The organism is Eilatimonas milleporae, from assembly GCF_003688555.1.
In the GTDB taxonomy this organism is placed as follows: Bacteria; Pseudomonadota; Alphaproteobacteria; order Sphingomonadales; family Kordiimonadaceae; genus Eilatimonas; species Eilatimonas milleporae.
Map to the genome: position 1 here is coordinate 559,043 of NZ_REFR01000011.1, position 18,060 is coordinate 577,102.

Here is an 18,060-nt window from a genome sequence, read left to right on the forward strand (position 1 = left end):
AGTATATTCGATTTTCAAAAATAAAGGCGACGGATATCGTCATGATCCCGGTCGGCAGTGCCGTGTTGTTGCGCATTGTATGATCGTCCGGGCATTGAAAATCGGGCAAGGGCATTTGTCATCGGCATGAACGTATCCGGCGTATGTAAAGACTTTCGCGAGGGCTGCGCCGACTTTGGCGACCATACATTCATGAACTTCGCCGGACTTGCGCCTATGCCGCTGTCAGCCGTCGAGGCGGCCACTCGAGCCGCCAGGGCGAAAGCCATGCCCCATGCCTTTGAGCCGGGCGCATTCTTTAACGGCGTACGGACTGTCAGGTGTCACCTGGCAGGGCTGATCGGCGCCGATCCGCAGGATATCGCGGTCACAACCGGGGCAGGCGCCGGCACCGCCCAGGTCGCCTCAAGCCTGGACTTCAAGCCGGGTGATGAAATCGTTCTCGTCGCGCAGGACTTCCCGTCGCACGACGCCACGTGGAGACCTGTTGCCGACCGATACGGCGCCTCCTTGAAGATCGCGGATTTCGACACACCGGAGCAAATCCCGGAAAGGCTTTGTGAGCTGATCACGCCCGCCACGCGGCTTGTATCGGTGAGCCATGTCCGTTTTGACGATGGATCAAGACTGGATGTTGCGCCGGTCGCGTCCGCATGCAGCCGGAATGGAGCCCTTTTGCTCCTCGATGTCAGCCAGTCCGTTGGCATCGTGCCATTGGATGTGGCGGACCTCGACGCCGATTTTCTCGTCGGGGTCGGGTACAAATACCTCATGGGGCCCTGGGGCACGGGCTTTTTATGGATATCGCCGGAAGTGTCCGGAGACCTCCGCCCCGCGCCGTGGAACTGGGTCGCGCAGAACGTAAACAGTTTCTCCGATCTCAGCTACGTGACGCCGAGGCCTGCGAGGGGCGCAGCGCGGTTCGACGCGGCACAGACGGTCGGGCCCTTCAACATCAATCTGGCCGCCTGGGAGGCGTCGTTATGCTTCCTGGAGCGTTTCCCGCAGGGCATGGCACTGGATCATACGCAAAACCTGATCGACCGGCTTTTGGAGGCCCTGCCGCCGCGGTGCCGGCGGTTAACGCCAACAGACAGAACAGCGCGTGGCGCCGCCGGGTGTTTCGCGGCAGAGAGCAGCGATGCCACCGCCGATCTGTACACATTCCTGATCAGGAAGAAGTTTTCAATCAGCGCCCGCAATGGGCGTATTCGCATCGCGCCGCATCTGCTGAACCGTGAGGCCGAAATCGATCGCCTGATCAAGGCGTTGCGGCAGTGGGCGTCGTTATGAGACAAGGCGGAGACCTCTGAAATGAACACGACGGAACAACGCATTTCCGAACTGGGTTTCATCCTGCCGGCAGCGCCGCCGATCGCGGCGGGGTACCAGCCGCAATTCGCGCCCTATACACGCGCCGGAAACAGCATCTACGTTTCCGGGCGTCTGGCGAAGCAGGGCGACGACATACTCTCAGGCAAGGTTGGCGAGGATATTTCGCTGGAGGCCGCCGCCTCGGCGGCGGAAGGTGTCGCCCTGGAAATTGTCGCGATCCTCAAACAGGCCACCGACGGCGACCTTGACCGCATTTCCCGAATTTCGCGAATGTTCGTCATGGTGCGGGGGGCGGAAGATTTCGATGCGCCGCACATGGTGGCGGACCGGGCCTCGCAAACCTTTGCGGACATTTTCGGGGCAAGGGGCGTGCACGCCAGAAGCGCCATGTCGGCCCTGAACCTTCCCTTCGGCTGCTGTGTCGAGATCGATCTGGTTGCTGAAATGATCTGATCCAAATCGCCTTTGTCAGCGCCGGCCATTTTATCGACAGGTCGTCTTAATCCTGCCCGTAGAACGCGCCGATCATGCCGGCGGCATCCCGCAGGGCCCGGTCCGTGTCATCCGCCGGGCGTTCCAGGATGATCCCTTCCGTCAGGGCGGCCGAAAACGAGATGAAAGCGACCTGCCGGAAGACCATGGGCAGCGCGACACCGGGCGCGATGCGTCCCGCGTCGCGCAGCCGGACCAGCCGTTCCATGAAGTTGGCGTCGGTGGCATAGGTCAGCGACCGCAACGCCCTGTCCCGGAACGTCCTGTCCACGGTTATTTTCGAGATGATGATGCGGATGAGCGCCTGGTCCGCCATGTCCGCCCGATAGCGGAGGCGCAGATATTCCAGCGTTTCCGCCTCCAGACTGTCCTGGGCCGGATAGTCGAGCGCGCCTTCCTGCTTTCGCACGATCATTTCATCGAGGATGGTCAGGAGCAGGCCCTCCTTGCCGCCGAAATAGCGGTTGATCAGGGAGACGTTGGCCCCGGCGGCCTCGGCGATTTCCTTTACGGATGCCCCGTCGAAACCGTGATGCGACCAGACCGCGACGGCGGCGGCCTTCAGGCGTGCCTCGGTCGCGGAGCGATCTCGCTCGTTCACTGTCACCATGGCGTGCTCCTCCATGTAAATAATCGTTTACATTTATGTGCCGTCGGGCTATCCATATAAATGATCGTTTACATGGAGTCCTTCATGGTCAAGCCCAAAGCGTATTTTTTCCCACCGGACTGTCCGCTGCCCGGTGTCATGGCGCATACCCCGGACAGCGCCGCGTTCTTGCGTATACGGACGGAACCGGATGGACCCGTCCCTGCCGGTGCGGCGCGGTTTATGCCACGAGGCCCCGCGACCCTTGCGGCCAATGGGCCGGAACGGGCCGCAAAGGCAGGTGATGCATGACCGGCCGCAACACTCCGCGCCTGTCCTGGTTCGATGATATCGGCCGCCTGCGGCTCGCCGGATATCTTGAGGGCACCACGCTGGTCACCCTTCTTTTCGTGGCGGTTCCGTTCAAGCATCTGGCCGGTTACGGCGGGCTTGTCAGTGTCGTCGGGCCGATCCATGGCGGCTCCTTCGTGCTGTATTTCGTCTGTGCCGTATCGGTCGTGTTCGCGCGCAGTTTCAGATGGCCCGAGACAGCGCGGATCGTCATCGCCGCGCTGCTGCCGTTCGGGACGTTCGTCAATGACCGGTTTCTCGCGCGCAAGCACAGGGAGTTGTCGGCATGATCTATGACTTTGTGAAGATCGCGCACATCGCGTCCATGGTTCTGTGGATGGGGTTGGCTTTCACCGTGCCGATGGTCGCTCTCGCGCTGGCCCGGCAGGCCGACGGCGGCCACCAGACCGCCATTGCCGCCCTGCGGCAGGCCCATCTTCGGCTTGGCGGGCCCGGCATTGTCGCGACATGGGTCTTCGGTCTTGCGCTGCTGAGCCTCGGGGGCTGGTTCAACGCGCCCTGGATGCCGACCAAGATTATCTTTGTCGTCTTTCTGTCCGGGCTGCACGGTGCGCTGTCCGGGCACCTGAAGAAGATCGCGTGGGCCGGTGACGGGGTTCCGGCGCGGTTTTTCAAAATCCTCCTCCTCCTCCATGCCGCCGGGCTGGCGGCGGTGCTGGCCCTGGTGGTGCTGAAACCTTTCTAGGGCGCCAAAAGCGTTTCCCGCCGACAAGGGGGGTATGAGAGGTCGCGGTACACCGCGATAAACCCTCCGCCAAACCTGCCCTTTCGCGGTTCAGAGGGCGTGGCTGCGCAGCGCCGTTTTGGTTTGCGGGCGGGCCCGGCCCGTTCCGGCCCGGCGGTCATGCCTGTGTGACCATGCAAGGGAGCAGGCAGGCATGACCGCCGTCCGGATCGTGCATGAAAGACGGCTGCCGTCCCTGCTGCCACCCCTGCTATCGGGCCGGTTTGCCGGGCAGTGGATCGAAAAAGCCGTCGCCCTGTGTCAAACTCGGTTGCGTGCCCGGTTTTACAGGTACAGCCGGCGACACAGCGGTAAAGCGCCGTCGCCCGCCGTCTGAGCGGCGCTGAACAGGTCATGCCGGACGATCCGCCCTGTCTTGCCAACTGTCATTCTTACCAGCCGTCAGTGCCCCAACCCTTTGCGGTTTTCTGCTTTTTGATCCGGCGGACCATTTTGCCAAACGCCTTGTCCTTGCTCCTGCGCTCAGCCAGGCTTGCCGAGTTGAAGGCGTCTTCCGCCTTGAGCTTGCGCCACCTGTCCAGCCGCCGCGCATCGATATCACCGCATTCTATCGCCGCCAGCACGGCGCATCCCGGTTCCGTCCGGTGCCGGCAATCGTTGAACCGGCACCGGGCCGAAAGGGCGTGAAGGTCCGCGAACACGTCATCGATGCCGGCCGCCGCGTCGGTCAGTTGCAGTTCGCGCATCCCCGGTGTGTCCAGCACCAGACAGCCCCCCGGTACCCTGTGCAGTTGCCGCCGCGTCGTCGTATGGCGGCCTTTGGCATCGTCTTCGCGGATGGACCGTGTTTCGATGAAATCGGTTCCGGCCAGGGCGTTGGTCAGTGTCGATTTTCCCACACCGGATGAGCCGAGAAACGCAACCGTTTTGCCCGGCCCGCACCAGTCGGCCAGTTTTACCCCCGGCTCATCGCCCGTTGCGTCAAGGGTGACGACGGGGACCAGATCGGAAATGGCGGCCGCCTTGGCGGCATAGGCGGCCACGTCGGCGGTCAGGTCGGTTTTTGTCAACACGATAACGGGTGTGATGTTCGCCTCGAACGCCAGGGCGATGTACCGTTCCAGACGGGCGACGTTGAAGTCCTGATTGCAGGATGACACGATAAACACCGTATCGATATTGGCGGCGATCAACTGTATCCGCCGATCCGTTCCCGGAGCGCGGCGCTGTATCAGGCTTTTTCGTTCCAAAACCCGGCTTGAACGGGCATGCGCGCGGTCCAGCAACACCCAATCGCCAACCGTTGCCCCCTGTAGGGGCGGGATCGTCTCGTCGATGCCGTCGCCGATGACGCGCAGCGTGCCGCGATGCACCTCGACAATGCGGACAGGCGGGGTCGCGAGCCGTTCGTCAACGCCGGTCTGTCCCGCGAAACAAGGCTGCCAGCCAAGCGCTGTGAGTGGGCAGGGTTTTCGGTCTGATCCGCCCTGTTTCAAGGTGGACGGCAGGAATGTGGAATAGTCCCGTGTCATTTTGGGCTACTTTCATGTCACGGCCGCGAGCCGGGCTCGGGCGCGAAGGGTCGGTGTCTTTACAGGAATGCAAACCAACGGGTCCGCCAAAGAGGTCTTGGCAGCGTATTTTCACCGTTGAATTGACACTGGGAGGGCTGTTGCCTCCCCACCTTACCGGGACATGAAATCTCCACTTTAGATATATTCGATATAGAGAGCTTTCAGGCGTCTTTCAAGCGGCTGGAGCGCCGCCGGGACCGCAGAGCGATCCTGCCCCGCCGGTGCCGCGCGGCACACGGGGTGCTCCCAGGGTGCTCTCAGGGTGCCTTCGGGGTGCCCACAGGGTGCTTTCAGGACGTTCTTCAGGCCCGCAGTCCGTCAAGCAGAAGGTCAAGGACGGCATTCAGCGCTTCGTCGCCGGGCGTTCGCAGCCATTCATAGGCGTGGGCCGGGTGGTGAAAGCGGACGGTGGCGTCGAAAAGGGCCGCCGCCGTCCGGTCGGGATCGACGGCGCGAAACTCCCCCTCGGCGACGCCGCCTTCGACAATGCCGGCAAGCTGGCCCACCAGGGCGGCGACATGTTCCGAGACCACATCCCGTGTTTCTTCCGCCAGAATGGCATACCCGGCAAACAGTTCCGGATCGTCAAGGACCTTGGAGCGTTTGGCTGCCGCCAGTGCTGAAAGCCAGGCGTGCAGGCGCTCCGTGGCGGTGCCGTCCCGCTCCGCGATCGCGGCCAGCGGCCCGGTGATCCGGGCCAGCCAGCGTCTGGCGACCGCCTCGCGCAGGGCCTCTTTCGAGGGAAAGTGCCGGTAGACCGCACCGTGGCTGACGCCGAGCGCCCGCGCCACATCGACAACGGTTGTCTTGCGCGGCCCGAAACGGCGGAGCGTCAACTCCGCCGCGTCGAGAATGGATTCCGCTGTCAGAGGGTCGTTCAAGGGGTACCTCCCGCCGTGTGTTCCGAGTCAAGCATCGCCATCTGTCCTTCGCCGTAGCGGTCGCCCGCCGCGGCCCCTTTCGGCACCGCGCGTTCAATCGCCGCAATGTCCTGCGGGTCCAGCACCAGCCTGACCCCGCCGAGCGCTTCGTCAAGGCGGGCCCGCGTGCGGGCGCCGATGAGGGGCAGAATATCCTCACCCCGCGCCAGCACCCAGGCAATCGCCAGTTGGGCAACACTCACCCCCTTGTCGTCGGCGATTTTACGCAGGGCGTCAACCAGGCTGAGGTTATGGGCAAGATTTTCACCCTCGAACCGGGGTAGGTGACTGCGGAAATCGGCTGCGCCTGTCTTCGCAGCGTTTCCTGTATCTGGCCCTGTATCTGGCCGCCAGCGGCCGGACAGCAAACCGCGCGACAGCACGCCGTAGGCATTGACGGCCACGCCGAGCTCGCGGGCGGCGGGCAGAATGGCGTCTTCGATACCGCGCGACAGCAGCGAGTATTCAATTTGCAGGCTGGCGACAGGCCGTTCGGCCACGGCCTGCTTCAGGGTGGCGGCCCCCACCTCGGACAGGCCGATGTGGCGGACATGGCCGCTGTCGAGCATGTCACCGATGGCGCCGACCGTTTCCTCGATGGGGACGGTCGGGTCCAGGCGGGCCGGCTGATACAGATCGACATAGTCGGTGCCCAGACGCCTGAGCGTCATGGCGAGGAAATTTTTGGTGCTGGCCGGCCGGGTGTCGACACCGACAAATCCGCCGGAGGCATCGCGCAGCGCGCCGAATTTGACGGCGATGAAAACATCCTCGCGCGGCACGGTGCGCAGGATTTCCGCCAGCAGCAGTTCATTGTGCCCGGACCCGTAAAAGTCACCGGTGTCGAGAAAGGTAACGCCCGCATCGATGGCCCGCCGGATGGTGTGCAGGCTTTCCGTCCTGTCGGCGGTGCCGTAAAAATCGGACATGCCCATGAGGCCGAGGCCGAGAGCCGGAACGGCGGGGCCGCCACGGCCCAGGTTTCGGGTTGGGAAAGAGGTGGTCATGATGTGTCTCCTGTGTGTATGGAGCCATTCATATGAAATTAAAGTAACAGATTTCAATATCTGTTACTTTAATTTTTTATTCATGCGCCTGTGTCCGCCATTTTCGTGCACCGTGGCACGGGGCAGGGACGGTGCGAAACGCGGTGTGCACCGGATGATCAAAGCCGGGCCCCTGTCTGTTGCGGCCGGTACGTCATGCGATTCAGTCTAAAAATGGAGATACCTGTATGGGCCGTGCGTGATGTTACAGGCCCGTGAAGCAGCGGGACGGAGCCGGGCGCGCCGGCCTGAACGGTGTGACAGCCACCTTGGCGCCGCCGGTATGGTGGGCGCGCCGGCGGCCTAAAGGCCGCGCGCCCTCTTGCCGTTTCCGGGCCAGCGCGGGTGCAGATCGTCGATCACATAGGCATGGCTGTGGCGCCGCCCGGCAGCAATATGCGGATGGTCGGCCGGCAGGTCGTCATGAACATGGGGGAGGGCGGCCGGATCGCGGCGCGGCCACAGTGTGCCAGCGGCTCCAAGTCCCATCAGGGCGAGCCCGGCGAGGACCAGCATGGCCGCCGCGCTGCCATGGGCGGCCTGTAGCCAGCCGGCCAGCGGATAGGTGACGAGCCAGCAGGCGTGCGACAGCGCGAACTGGGCCGCGAACAGCGCCGGGCGGTCCTCGCCGTGGCCGGACCGGCGCAGCAGCCGCCCCGACGGTGTGACCGTTGCCGAATAGCCCGTGCCTATAAGGAACCAGGCGGTCAGAAGCCAGCCCCAGCGCAGGTCCCAGAGCGCGCTGGCGGTCCCCAGCGCGGCCAGTGCCAGGGTCATGCCCGCCGCGCCCGCCAGCATGACGCGCCGTTCGCTCAGCCTTTCCAGAAGGTGCGGCAGGCCGAGTGCGGCCACCATCGACCCGGCCCCGAAAGCGGCAAGGGTCAGCGCGAGGGCCTCGTCGGGCAGGCCGAGATCCCGGCGCACCAGAACCACGGTGTTGACGATGACCATCGCACTGGCTGCCGCGACCGAGACGGACAGCGCAAGCAGCGCCCTGAGACGGGGCGTCGCGAGATAAATCCGGCTGCCACGGGTGATGCGTGTCCAGACGCCGCGCCGCGCTGCCGGTTTCGGCCATGGCAGCGCCACCGACAGAACCAGAAGCGCGGAGGCGACAAAACCGATCACCGTGCCGCCGAACAGAACCGGAAAGCTCACCACCGTCAGAAGCGCCGCGGCCAGCATGGGTGACAGCAGGCTTTCCAGATCGTAGGCCAGCCGCGACAACGACAGGGCCCGGGTATAATCCTCCTCGTCGGTGAGAATGTCGGGGATCGTGGCCTGGAACGCCGGCGTGAACCCGGCCGATGCGGCCTGAAGCAGGAAGATCAGCCCATAGACCTGCCAGACGTCGGTCACGAACGGCAAAGCCGCCGCAACCGCCGCCCGAATGAGATTGAGCGCCACGAGCAGGCTGCGCCGGGGGATGCGGTCGGCGAACGCCTGCGCCACCGGCGACAGGGTGACATAGGCCACCATCTTGATCGCCAGCGCCGTTCCCAGCACCTGTCCGGCATCGCCACCGGCCAGATCCCACGCCAGCAGCCCCAGCGCCACGGTCGCCAGCCCCGTGCCGACAAGGGCGATGACCTGGGCCGCGAACAGGTGGCGATAGGTGCGGTTGGACAGGATACGGAACATGGCTGTCTACAGCAGCCTGGCCAGGGCCTTCATCTCGGCCGGCGCGGATCCGCCGCCGGCATCGAGACAATGGTCGATATGATCGTGGATCAGGGTACGCTTGGCGGCCGTCACCGCCTTTTCCACGGCCTGAAGCTGTACGGCGATGTCGGGGCAGGGCCGGCCCTCCTCGATCATGGCAATGACATGGCGCAGGTGGCCCTCGGCGCGTTTCAGCCGTTTGACGATGCCGGGATGGGTGCCGTGGCGATGGGGATGTGTCATGCTGTACCCTATCCCCCCTGGGGGGATAGTTCAATACGATAAAATGTGTCGGACGGGTGTGCCGGAGCCGGGATGTAATGGGCCGGTATGGAGCGGGCAGGCATGTAACGCGGTTAAGGCATGGCGGGCCGGGATCGGGGCCATGGCGGCGGCGCCATGGCCCCCTTGAAACGCGGTGGTGAGTGTCAGGACGCACCGGGGCGGAGACGAGGGTGTCGGGTACGTCTGTACAGCCTTGTGATAAATCCAGGGACAGTATATGGTTTTCCTGATTGGAAATTTTTCGAAAAAAGCCTTTTATTACATAAGATTATAGAAGAACTTCATGACAATGAAAACAGGATACTGTCCCCGGTTTTTGCCTCAAGCCGTGTCGCGCTTTCGCCCGCGCGGCCCATGACCTGGTGTGCCTGCCTTAAAACGCGATATCCAGTGTCAGGGGGGTCGCCGGGTCGGTCAGTGTGTTCAGAATGCGCAAGGCCATGGTGCCGCCGCCGGTAAATTCGCGGCCCTTCAGGCGCAGGGTTCTGGCGGAGCCGGGGGCGATGGAAAATATCGGTCCCTCATCGACGAAGGACAGGCCCGCCGGTGCCTCGAAGGTCAGGGACACGGGCGCGCGATTGGCGATGCGGACCTTGGCGGTGCGGGGCAGCCGCCGGTCCATTCTGATGCGTGCATCGGGTGGGACAAGCGTGGCCTCGACCAGTGTCTCCATCAGGCTGGTCAGCTCCGGCGCGCGGCCGATGAACATGCCGTCGTAAAAGGCGACGGTCGCTTTTGCCCTCAGGGCCGCTTTCAGGGCGTCCTTGCCGGCGTCCTCGGCCAGGACGAGGGTGACGGTGCGGTGGCGCAGACCATGTTGGTCGTTTTCCCAGACGGCCGGGCGGTGGGAATCCGAGCTTGCCATGATCGTCAGATCGTATGTCAGGGCGATGCCGATGGCCTCGCGGACGAATTTTTCCCGCATCGCGACCTCGATTCCCTGGACAAGGCCGTTTTTTAATATCCGGTCATGGATCGGCAGCACGACGGGTTTTCTGTCCTTCAGGGAGGGCGCGTCCGGATGGTTCCATATGACGAAGGCGTCTTCGTCGCGCGCTCTTTCCAGCGAGGCGATCAGCGTGTCGAATTCACCCCGGCTTTTTTTGTACAGCGCGGCGGACGCGGCAAAGGCGTCATAGCCCGGGATGCGGTATGCGTTGACGTCCTCGACGAACAGTATGTTGAAGTGACCGGGCGGCATGCCGCGCGTCAGCTCGAACCCGTTGATGACGATCGGCACGCCGCGCGCATGCGCCCGTGCGATGGCATAGGGACGGTTGCGGTCGGGGTTGGGCAGATCGCAGTATCTGGTCTGGTATTCCAGATGGTCGGTTATGGCGATGGCGGCGATCTGTTCGCGCCGCGCTTCCTCGACCCGGAATTGCGGCCAGACCTGCCCGTCCGAAAAGACGGTGTGCATATGGGGGTCGAAGGACAGCACCACGCGCCCGTCTTTCAGCGGCGGAAAGGACAGCGGCGCCGGCCGGGCCGTGACCGGGACAGCCAGAACGATGAGGCCGAGGAAAACGGAAAAGAGACGACGCATGAGCGGTATCCTTGAAACCGGCGCCGCAAGATGTGCGGAGCCCCTGTCGGTGCTGGTTGATTGCATGGGGGCCTTTCCGCTGTGTCCCCGTCGCGGTCGGGTCGCGCAAAGGCCCCGGCTTTTTAATCTGGAAACGGGTTTGTTTGTGTCGCGTTTCCGGACGATGACCCGGTGTCCACTTCATCTGGAAACGGATTTGCCCGTGTCGCGTTTCCGGACGATGACCCGGTGCCCGCTTCATCTGGAAACGGATTTGCCCGTGTCGCGTTTCCGGACGATGACCCGTTGCCCGCTTCATCTGGAAACGGGTTTGTTTGTGCCGTGTTTCCGGACGATGACCCGGTGCCCACTTCATCTGGAAACGGGTTTGTTTGTGTCGCGTTTCCGGACGATGAACCGGTGTCCACTTCATCTGGAAACGGGTTTGTTCGTGTCGCGTTTCCGGGCGATGACCCGGTGTCCACTTCATCTGGAAACGCTTTAGAATCTTGCGGTGAGCTGAAGCTGGAAAAAGCGGCCGATATTGTCGTACAGGCCGCCGCGCCCGGTGCCGTCGACCGTCTCGTCGCTGAACGGCGGGTCGGTGTCGAACACATTGTTGATGATGGCGTCCAGCGTGTAGCGGTCGTCGAAGGCATACTGGAACCGCAGGTCGGTATAGATGAAAGGGTCGACCTCGTTGATGTCGAAGGCCTCGTCCGTGACCTGCCGGTCAAGTTTTGACGCGCCGATAAAGCGGTTGATGATGCCGGCGGACCACGCCCCCTTTGCATAGGATGTCGTCAGGGCCCAGCGCAGGGCGGGATTGTCCACCTCGCCGTCATTGATGACGAGAGAGCCGCTGTCCGTCGGGTCCACCAGTTCTTCATTTTCGATCAGATAGCTTCCGAGCAGATTGAACGACAGCTGGCCGTCGCCGACCGGCAGGTCGTAGGCGACCTGAAAGTCGAGCCCCTGCGCCGTCAGTTCGCCGATGTTGAAGGGCGTGCCGCTGACGGAGACAAGCCGGCCGTCCGCCCCGCGCGTGATCAGCCGGCAGAAGACATTGTCGACGGTTGCCGCGTCAACGCAGCGATTGGTGATCGTCTCGACGTCGAAGCTGCCCACGGCGTCCTCGATTTCGATATTGTAATAATCGACCGAGAAAACCAGGTTGTCGATCCAGCGCGGGCGTACGACAAGGCCGGCGCTGAAACTGGTGGCGGTTTCCTCGCGCAGGTCGGGATTGCCGCCCAGAACCTGTATCAGTTCGGCGTCGACACTGTCGCCTGCCGGTTCAAGGTCGGCGGGCACGCCGAGCGCCGCGCAGTTCGCCGCCCGGTTGGCCCCGGCGGACAGGTTTTCGACAAAACAGGGATCGCGAAAGCTGATCTGGCCGTCAAACTGGGATTCGAACAGTTCAAACAGATTGGGCGCGCGCACGTTGCGGGCATAGTTCGCGCGGATGGTGATATCCTCGACCGGCGACCAGACGCCGCCGACCCGCCACGCGGTCGTCCGGCCGACGGTGCTGTAGTCGGACACGCGCACGGCGCCTTCCAGTTCGAGATAATCGGCGAAGGGTCGCCCGACAAGCAGGGGCACGCGAAACTCGGCAAAGGCCTCGGCCACGTCGAAATCGGCGTCCACGGGTGCGCGCGGGGAAATCGACAGCACCAGCGCATTGGCAAGGGCCAGCCCGTCGTCGCGGGTTCTCAGCGTTTCATCGCGGTATTCCACACCGGCGGCATATTGCACCGGACCGGCGGGCAGGCTGAACAACTCGCCGTTCATCTGGCCGCCGGCGACCAGAAGGGTGTTTTCCACATCCTGAAGGCGGGTGTGGCTGACATAGGCGCGCTGGGCGTCGGTGAACGGATGGCGGCCGATCACATTGATGGGTACGCAGCCCTGGGCGCGCGCCGCCTCGCTGCGGCAGACGGTCTCGCCGCTTACGGGGTCGGTGACGGCGTCGATGGCATTCAGGTAATTCTGCTCGATGCGGGCATTGTCGGTCTGGATGGTGTTCATGCTGTGGTCGTACTGGAAAAACGCCTCCCAGCGGTGGCGGCCGGCGATGTTTCCGCGAAACCCGGACACGCTGCTGATCAGGGTGCGGTCGTGGTCTTCCGCGATCAGGCCGTATTCGATGGGGGTCTTGCGGACGTTGATTTCACTGAGGCCGTTGGCGTCCATCAGGGCCGCGACTTCGTCCGGGACAAACGGATTGTCGCGCCGGATCAATTGCGGCCGGCCGAACAGGCTGCGTCCGTCATCGACGATATAGCGGTTGAAATCGGTGGTTTCCGTGCGCACCACATCGAATGTGGTGAAAAAGGCGATGTCATCGGTCAGGTCATAGTCGAGGTCGCCGCGCAGGGAGAGCAATTCCTGCGGTATGCGCAGCACATTGTCGTCATTGATGTTGCGTCCCTCGCCACCGACGGCGACGATGCGGCTGACGGGCGTGCCCTGGTCGACAAGCCGCAGGCCGCGCGTCCGATCATAGGCATACAGCATGTCGTCGACGATGAAACTGCCCTCATACAGATAGGTGTTGACCCTGAGGTCGCGCAGCGTCACCTGGTCGAAAATGCCGTCGTCCGGCCCGGTGTTTTCGGGATTGCGGCGCAGTGCCGTCCACGACCGCGCGAAATCGCGGTCTTCGGCGAACAGTGCCTCGGCATTGTTGTAGGTGACGGCGACGGAGATATTGCCCTTGCCGTCGTCGAAACCGCTGCCGCCGAGAACCGAGATATTGTAGGTCTCGGCCCCGCCGCCCTGCGACAGGCCGCCGCCGGCGGTGATTTCCAGACCGTCGAAAGTGTTCTTGGTGATGATGTTGACGACACCGCTGACCGCATCGGCGCCGTAGACGGCGGACGCACCGCCGGTGACCACGTCGATACGCTCGACCAGCGCGGCGGGGATGGTGTTCAGGTCCACCGCCGAGGCCGAACGCGACCCGGACACGCGCCGCTTGCCGTCGACCAGCACCAGCGAGCGGTTGACGCCGAGCCCGCGCAGATTGACGAAGGCGGCGCCGGCATTCTCGTTGCGGGTGCCGTTCGCCGATCCCAGCCCGACACCGACGGACGGGTTGCGCAACAGCGTATCGTCGATATTGACGAAGCCGGACTGCTTGATTTCTTCGGACGAGATGATCGACAGCGGTGCCGTCGACATGAACTCCTGCCGGGGGATTTTCGAACCGGTGACGACGATGGTCTCAACCCCGTAGCCATCGGGCGCGCCGGCATCCCATGCGTCTGTCTCCGTCGTCTCAGGGGCCGCCGTTGACGGGGCGGCCCCGGACAGTGTGGACCGGGGACTTGCGGAAATCAGGACGGCGCCGCCGGCGTCGCGGGCCGCCACAAGGCCCGAACCCGCCAGAAGTTTCTCCAGCGCCGCCGCGGGCGCGTGCCGGCCGGCGAGGCCGGCCGTGGTCTTGCCGCGCGTCACGCGCGCCGGCGCGATGACGGCCACGTCCGCCTGGCGCGAATACTGCGACAGGGCGTCCGCCATCGGCTGCGCCGCGATGGAAAAGTCCTGTGCCTGTGTCCTGTCCCGTGCCTGTGTCTTGTCCTGTACCTGCGTCTGATCCTGCATCTGGCCGCGCACAGGGGCGATGAGGGCGACAGCCGTGGCCGACGCCGTGATCAGCGAGAAAAGCGGTTTCCGGATCATATACATCCCCAACATCCGGGTGCGGACCATAAAGGGCGTAGACGCCCCGAAGCCCCTGTCCGCACACTGCGCCTACACTAGGATGTCGATTGGATGTTCGGGCTGATCCAGCCCGGCGGCGGATTTCATGAAACATTCACAAAAAGGGCGGATGCACCGGGACCGGCACTGATCGGCAGGGTGGCGGCCCGTCAATCGGCGGTGGCGGACAGGACCCACCCCGACGGCGTTTTTTCAAGCCTCAGCCCTTCCGACGCGGCGATGCCGGCCAGCATCTGGTCGATCTGGGCGGCGCTGCCGGCAACCGTCACCACACGGTCGCCAAGCCGGGGGTCGCCAAGCCGGGGGTCGCCAAGGGAAATCCTGTCATCGCGGTGGCGGTTGAAGTCGGCGATCACGTCGCCGAGACGGGCATTGGTATAGCTGAGATGGCCGTCCCGCCAGGCGAGACCGGCGGCCGCGTCGAAGGGGGCGGTTTTGCCGAGGGTGCCGGACAGGGACGCGACAACTTTTTGTCCTGCGGCAAGCTCCAGGGCCGGGACCGCGCCCGTGCCGGGACCGGCGGCGCGCGGTGCGACCGCGACCCGCCCCTCCCGCACGGCCACGCTGACTGTCCCGGGCCTTTTGGCCACTTCGAACTCGGTCCCGATGACGGAGACACGGGTCCGGCCGGCGGTGACGCGGAACAGGCGCCGGGGGTCGGGTGCCACGTCAAAAAACGCCCGGCCCCGTGTGAGGGTGACGGCCCGCTCCCGGCCCGAGAAGACGATTTCAAGGGCGCTGTCCGCGCCAAGGGTCGCCCGGCTGCCGTCGGGCAGGGCGACGGTGCGGATTTCGCCGACGGCGGTGGCGTGGAGGGCGCGCGCCGCCGGTCCCTGGAACGGGTCCGGGATGAAAACGGCCCCGATGACGAAAACGGCGATGACGGCGGCGACAGCGGCGATTGCCGTGGCAAGGGAGCGGCGGGGCCGGCGTTTGGCGCGGGGGGCAGACAGGCCTTCAGCCGGATCTTCAGACAGGCCTTCAGGCAGACCTTCCGGTAGACGTTCAGGCAGACCGTGGCCCGCGCCGCCCTCTAGGGTCGTGCTGCCGGGGTCCTCCATCCCTGCGTCCAGGACGTCCTCGACCGCCGGGACGGCGGTCAGGGACTGCCACAAATCATGGGCCTGTTGAAACGCCGCCCGGTGGCGGCTGTCGGCGTTCAGCCATGTCCGGAAGGCGGCATGGGTCGTCCCGCCGTCCTCGCCCGAATACAGATGGGCCAGCCAGGCCTGCGCCTCGGCGTCGATGGCCGCGTCACGCGTAGGCTTTTCGGGACGGGTGCCGTTGTCAGTCATGGCTTGGGGGCTCCGATCTGTCTTTCTCCTCCGCCGTCCCGGTCATGGTCGTTGCAGTCATGGTCGTCGCGGTTTTGGTCGTGGTCGTCGTGTCCGGGCTCTGATCTGAGCTCTGATCTGAACTCTGGCCTGAGTTCTGGCCTGAGTTCTGGCCTGGGCTTTGATCCGGGGTTTGGCCGGACTGCCGGCGGGCGGCATCGTTCAGCGCTTTCATGGCGGCGGCCAGCTGCCGGCTGATGTCGGCCTTGCTCCACCCCGTGGCCGCGCGGATGGTGTCGAAGGTTTCGCCCCTGAGGCGGCTGCGCGTCAGGATTTCCCGCTGTTTCGGTGTCAGCCGGCCGATCGCCGCCGCCGTCGCCGACAGGGCCTGCCTTGTTTCAAAGACGTTCAAGGGCGTGATCTGATCCAGTTCATCCTGCCGCAGCAGGATGCCTTCGTCCCTCAACAGCCGTTCGGTGCGGGCGATATGGCGCTGGCCGTCGCGTCCCTTGTTGATGGCAACGGTGAACAGGAAGCCGCCGGGATTGCGGATGGTCGCAAGCCCGTCCTGTTCGATCAGTTTCTGAAAGGCGGTCTGGGCCAGATCCTCCGGGTCCGGCGGCCCGTTGCCGAAAACCCGGCGCAACCGCGCGCACAACGGCCGCCAGTGTTCGCGGTAAAGACGGTCGATATGCCGCCGCCGGGCCGGGTCCGTTTCCGTCGCGCCCGACGGCGCGCCATCCACTGCCCGGCGCCCGCCGGCACGCCGCCCCATGTCGAACGGAACCACCGCCTTGCCCGTGCGGTTGTCGTCGTCCATATCCCAGTGTCCCCGAACATTGACCCGGTGTCTCTGTCCCGTCAGCAGTCATACGGGCATCGCCGTGAAATGCAAAGCGTTTCGGCCCCGTGCACGTGATACCTGCCCGATACCGGCTTAAATCGATGCCTTCCCGCCCGGTGTCTCTCTGCCTGATGTTTCTTTGGCCGCTGCCTCTCTGGCCGGTGTCTCTCTGGCGCTGCCTCGCCGGGCGGACTGCCCGTACCTGCATAGCCCCACGCCTCTGCCACACTATCGAAAAAATTCAGGGACAGTATATGGTTTTTTATTTTGATTCTCGGTGAAATAAAATCAATGAAAACAATAGGTTGGAGAGAAAATACGAGAAAGGTAAAACAGGATACTGTCCCCGGTTTTTGCGGCAGGCGGCCTATCGTTTCCGCCCGTCTGTTTCATCCATCAACCGGTGGGGTCCGGATGTGCCGGATGTGTCGGATGTGTCCGGGCTTGCGCCAGATGCAATTGCAGGGCGTCCCGCGCCGACAGGCCGAATTCCGCCTTGAAGGCCCGGCTGAATGTCTCCCGGTTTTCAAAACCGACCATATAGGCGATTTCCGTGACCGTGGCCGGGCGGCCACCTGTCCTGGCCGCCCTGATCAGCGCCATCGCCCGTTGCAGGCGCTTGTGGCGCACCAGCTCCATCGGCCGGCCGAACGGTCTGCACACGCGGAACAGTTTTGCCCGCGACACGCCGACGGCGTGCGCGATGAAATCCGGCGACAGCGCGGGCCTGTGCAGATGCTGTTCGATACACAGCCGCACGGCTTTGAGCAATGGCGCGTCCAGCTCTTCCGCTTCCATGATGCCGGGGATGGTCGCGCTTGACAGCGCCGCGCCCAGCATCTCGACCGTCACATCGGACAGCTTGTCCGCCTCCCTTTGCGACAGGGCCGGCAACCCGTCGATGGCGGATACCATATGCGCCCTGAGCAGCGCCGTCATACCGCCGGCCGGCAGGGTCGCGCCGTGCAGCCTGTCCAGGGCCGGAACCCGGTCGACCAAGTCCTGCTTGCGCACGATAACGGCGATATTGTCATAGGTCGGGTTGACCGAAAACAAAGGGTGCGACAGGTCGACGATGCGGATATCGCCGCCGGTGAAATACCGCCCGGTCGCGAAACCGTTGGCCGTTTCCGTGCCGCTCACCCGGTACTGGATGGCAAAGGCCTCCACTTCCACCGCCGCGGTGTGGCGGTCGCCGCGATCCAGGCTGCTGGGGTCGAAGGCCCGGTGCCGGGAATAGGCCAGCGTCGATGTGTAATAGTTGCGCACCGCCGCGCGGAAAGGCGCAACCTCGGCGCCCGGCCTGTCGATAATGCCGATATTCGTGCCCGCCTCCCGCCAGACGGCGAACTGGTCCTGCGCGGCGAACGTGCGGGTGTCGAACCCGTTCGTCATCACCGGCACGGGCGTATAGGGCTGCTCCAGCAGCTGGATCACATTGTCCGTGTCCGACCAGTCTTCCGCCCTGATAGTGCGCTTCATGCCGCCCAGTCCCCGGTCCCGCGCATGTTTTAGAGACGGAGCATCACATGTTTGAGACCCCACATCACACGCGCCCTCAACTATTACATTAAAGACAATGTCTCTGTAAGTCATTGGCAAAAAAGGGAAAGTTTGGGTGAAAAAGCTCACCCTCCGGTTGCGTTCAGCCATCCCGGCCAAAGGCTCGAACCGACAGGGGCAATGATGATGACCACACCCCATGCCCCAAACCCCATGCCGCGCGCG

The 18,060-nt window shown here is 64.0% G+C and carries 15 protein-coding genes; 4 read left to right on the top strand and 11 right to left on the bottom strand.

The genetic code is table 11. The features are described from left to right. Positions 1 to 216 precede the first annotated feature (216 nt). The gene (locus BXY39_RS10595; protein ID WP_211332196.1) at positions 217 to 1,293 is read left to right on the top strand and encodes an aminotransferase class V-fold PLP-dependent enzyme; all 1,077 of its coding nucleotides are present in this window, start codon (positions 217 to 219) and stop codon (positions 1,291 to 1,293) included. Between the two features lie 21 nt (positions 1,294 to 1,314). Beyond that, positions 1,315 to 1,788 (top strand): RidA family protein, encoded by a 474-nt coding sequence (locus BXY39_RS10600; protein ID WP_121938799.1) that lies wholly within the window; start codon positions 1,315 to 1,317, stop codon positions 1,786 to 1,788. Positions 1,789 to 1,834: 46 nt separating this feature from the next. Here the strand turns inward: BXY39_RS10600 and BXY39_RS10605 are convergent, their stop codons facing one another. After that, positions 1,835 to 2,437: a TetR/AcrR family transcriptional regulator gene (locus BXY39_RS10605; RefSeq protein WP_170163761.1), complete on the bottom strand. Its 603-nt coding sequence runs from the start codon at positions 2,435 to 2,437 to the stop codon at positions 1,835 to 1,837. Between the two features lie 287 nt (positions 2,438 to 2,724). Here BXY39_RS10605 and BXY39_RS10615 point away from each other — a divergent pair, with 287 nt between their 5' ends. After that, the gene (locus BXY39_RS10615) at positions 2,725 to 3,057 is read left to right on the top strand and encodes a DUF3817 domain-containing protein (protein WP_211332197.1); all 333 of its coding nucleotides are present in this window, start codon (positions 2,725 to 2,727) and stop codon (positions 3,055 to 3,057) included. Next, positions 3,054 to 3,473, top strand: a complete 420-nt coding sequence (locus BXY39_RS10620; protein WP_121938802.1) for a CopD family protein — start codon at positions 3,054 to 3,056, stop codon at positions 3,471 to 3,473. The genes BXY39_RS10615 and BXY39_RS10620 overlap by 4 nt, the downstream gene beginning before the upstream one ends. Positions 3,474 to 3,904: 431 nt before the next feature. On the opposite strand, the gene rsgA is transcribed toward BXY39_RS10620, so the two are convergent. From rsgA to BXY39_RS19335, 10 genes are all read right to left on the bottom strand, one after another. Further along, positions 3,905 to 5,005: a ribosome small subunit-dependent GTPase A gene (gene rsgA / locus BXY39_RS10625; RefSeq protein WP_121938803.1), complete on the bottom strand. Its 1,101-nt coding sequence runs from the start codon at positions 5,003 to 5,005 to the stop codon at positions 3,905 to 3,907. A gap of 344 nt (positions 5,006 to 5,349) precedes the next feature. Beyond that, complete coding sequence (locus tag BXY39_RS10630; RefSeq protein ID WP_121938804.1) at positions 5,350 to 5,928, bottom strand: TetR/AcrR family transcriptional regulator; 579 nt, start codon at positions 5,926 to 5,928, stop codon at positions 5,350 to 5,352. Next, positions 5,925 to 6,974 carry an aldo/keto reductase gene (locus tag BXY39_RS10635; protein WP_121938805.1) on the bottom strand — a complete coding sequence of 350 codons (1,050 nt, stop codon included), beginning with the start codon at positions 6,972 to 6,974 and terminating at the stop codon, positions 5,925 to 5,927. The genes BXY39_RS10630 and BXY39_RS10635 overlap by 4 nt, the downstream gene beginning before the upstream one ends. A 342-nt stretch (positions 6,975 to 7,316) precedes the next feature. Then, on the bottom strand, positions 7,317 to 8,654 hold the full coding sequence (locus BXY39_RS10640; RefSeq protein ID WP_121938806.1) for an MFS transporter: 1,338 nt from the start codon (positions 8,652 to 8,654) through the stop codon (positions 7,317 to 7,319). A gap of 6 nt (positions 8,655 to 8,660) precedes the next feature. Beyond that, positions 8,661 to 8,918, bottom strand: coding sequence for a metal-sensing transcriptional repressor (locus BXY39_RS10645; RefSeq protein WP_121938807.1), 258 nt, complete (start codon positions 8,916 to 8,918; stop codon positions 8,661 to 8,663). A gap of 415 nt (positions 8,919 to 9,333) precedes the next feature. Next, complete coding sequence (locus BXY39_RS10650) at positions 9,334 to 10,506, bottom strand: PHP domain-containing protein (RefSeq protein WP_170163762.1); 1,173 nt, start codon at positions 10,504 to 10,506, stop codon at positions 9,334 to 9,336. A 480-nt stretch (positions 10,507 to 10,986) separates the two neighbouring features. After that, the gene (locus tag BXY39_RS10660; RefSeq protein ID WP_170163763.1) at positions 10,987 to 14,172 is read right to left on the bottom strand and encodes a TonB-dependent receptor; all 3,186 of its coding nucleotides are present in this window, start codon (positions 14,170 to 14,172) and stop codon (positions 10,987 to 10,989) included. Between the two features lie 191 nt (positions 14,173 to 14,363). Continuing rightward, the gene (locus BXY39_RS10665) at positions 14,364 to 15,509 is read right to left on the bottom strand and encodes a FecR family protein (RefSeq protein WP_121938811.1); all 1,146 of its coding nucleotides are present in this window, start codon (positions 15,507 to 15,509) and stop codon (positions 14,364 to 14,366) included. Continuing rightward, positions 15,502 to 16,308, bottom strand: a complete 807-nt coding sequence (locus BXY39_RS10670; RefSeq protein ID WP_121938812.1) for an RNA polymerase sigma factor — start codon at positions 16,306 to 16,308, stop codon at positions 15,502 to 15,504. Before BXY39_RS10670 ends, BXY39_RS10665 begins: the two co-directional genes overlap by 8 nt. A 420-nt stretch (positions 16,309 to 16,728) precedes the next feature. Continuing rightward, the gene (locus tag BXY39_RS19335) at positions 16,729 to 17,814 is read right to left on the bottom strand and encodes a helix-turn-helix domain-containing protein (protein ID WP_170163764.1); all 1,086 of its coding nucleotides are present in this window, start codon (positions 17,812 to 17,814) and stop codon (positions 16,729 to 16,731) included. Positions 17,815 to 18,060 lie beyond the last annotated feature (246 nt).

Bases quoted from the DNA above. Each gene is read 5' to 3' on its own strand.
- BXY39_RS10595 (WP_211332196.1), top strand. From the start codon at position 217: ATGCCGCTGTCAGCCGTCGAGGCGGCCACTCGAGCCGCCAGGGCGAAA.
- BXY39_RS10600 (WP_121938799.1), top strand. From the start codon at position 1,315: ATGAACACGACGGAACAACGCATTTCCGAACTGGGTTTCATCCTGCCG.
- BXY39_RS10605 (WP_170163761.1), bottom strand. From the start codon at position 2,437: ATGGTGACAGTGAACGAGCGAGATCGCTCCGCGACCGAGGCACGCCTG.
- BXY39_RS10615 (WP_211332197.1), top strand. From the start codon at position 2,725: ATGACCGGCCGCAACACTCCGCGCCTGTCCTGGTTCGATGATATCGGC.
- BXY39_RS10620 (WP_121938802.1), top strand. From the start codon at position 3,054: ATGATCTATGACTTTGTGAAGATCGCGCACATCGCGTCCATGGTTCTG.
- rsgA (WP_121938803.1), bottom strand. From the start codon at position 5,005: ATGACACGGGACTATTCCACATTCCTGCCGTCCACCTTGAAACAGGGC.
- BXY39_RS10635 (WP_121938805.1), bottom strand. From the start codon at position 6,974: ATGACCACCTCTTTCCCAACCCGAAACCTGGGCCGTGGCGGCCCCGCC.
- BXY39_RS10640 (WP_121938806.1), bottom strand. From the start codon at position 8,654: ATGTTCCGTATCCTGTCCAACCGCACCTATCGCCACCTGTTCGCGGCC.
- BXY39_RS10645 (WP_121938807.1), bottom strand. From the start codon at position 8,918: ATGACACATCCCCATCGCCACGGCACCCATCCCGGCATCGTCAAACGG.
- BXY39_RS10650 (WP_170163762.1), bottom strand. From the start codon at position 10,506: ATGCGTCGTCTCTTTTCCGTTTTCCTCGGCCTCATCGTTCTGGCTGTC.
- BXY39_RS10660 (WP_170163763.1), bottom strand. From the start codon at position 14,172: ATGATCCGGAAACCGCTTTTCTCGCTGATCACGGCGTCGGCCACGGCT.
- BXY39_RS10665 (WP_121938811.1), bottom strand. From the start codon at position 15,509: ATGACTGACAACGGCACCCGTCCCGAAAAGCCTACGCGTGACGCGGCC.
- BXY39_RS10670 (WP_121938812.1), bottom strand. From the start codon at position 16,308: ATGGACGACGACAACCGCACGGGCAAGGCGGTGGTTCCGTTCGACATG.
- BXY39_RS19335 (WP_170163764.1), bottom strand. From the start codon at position 17,814: ATGAAGCGCACTATCAGGGCGGAAGACTGGTCGGACACGGACAATGTG.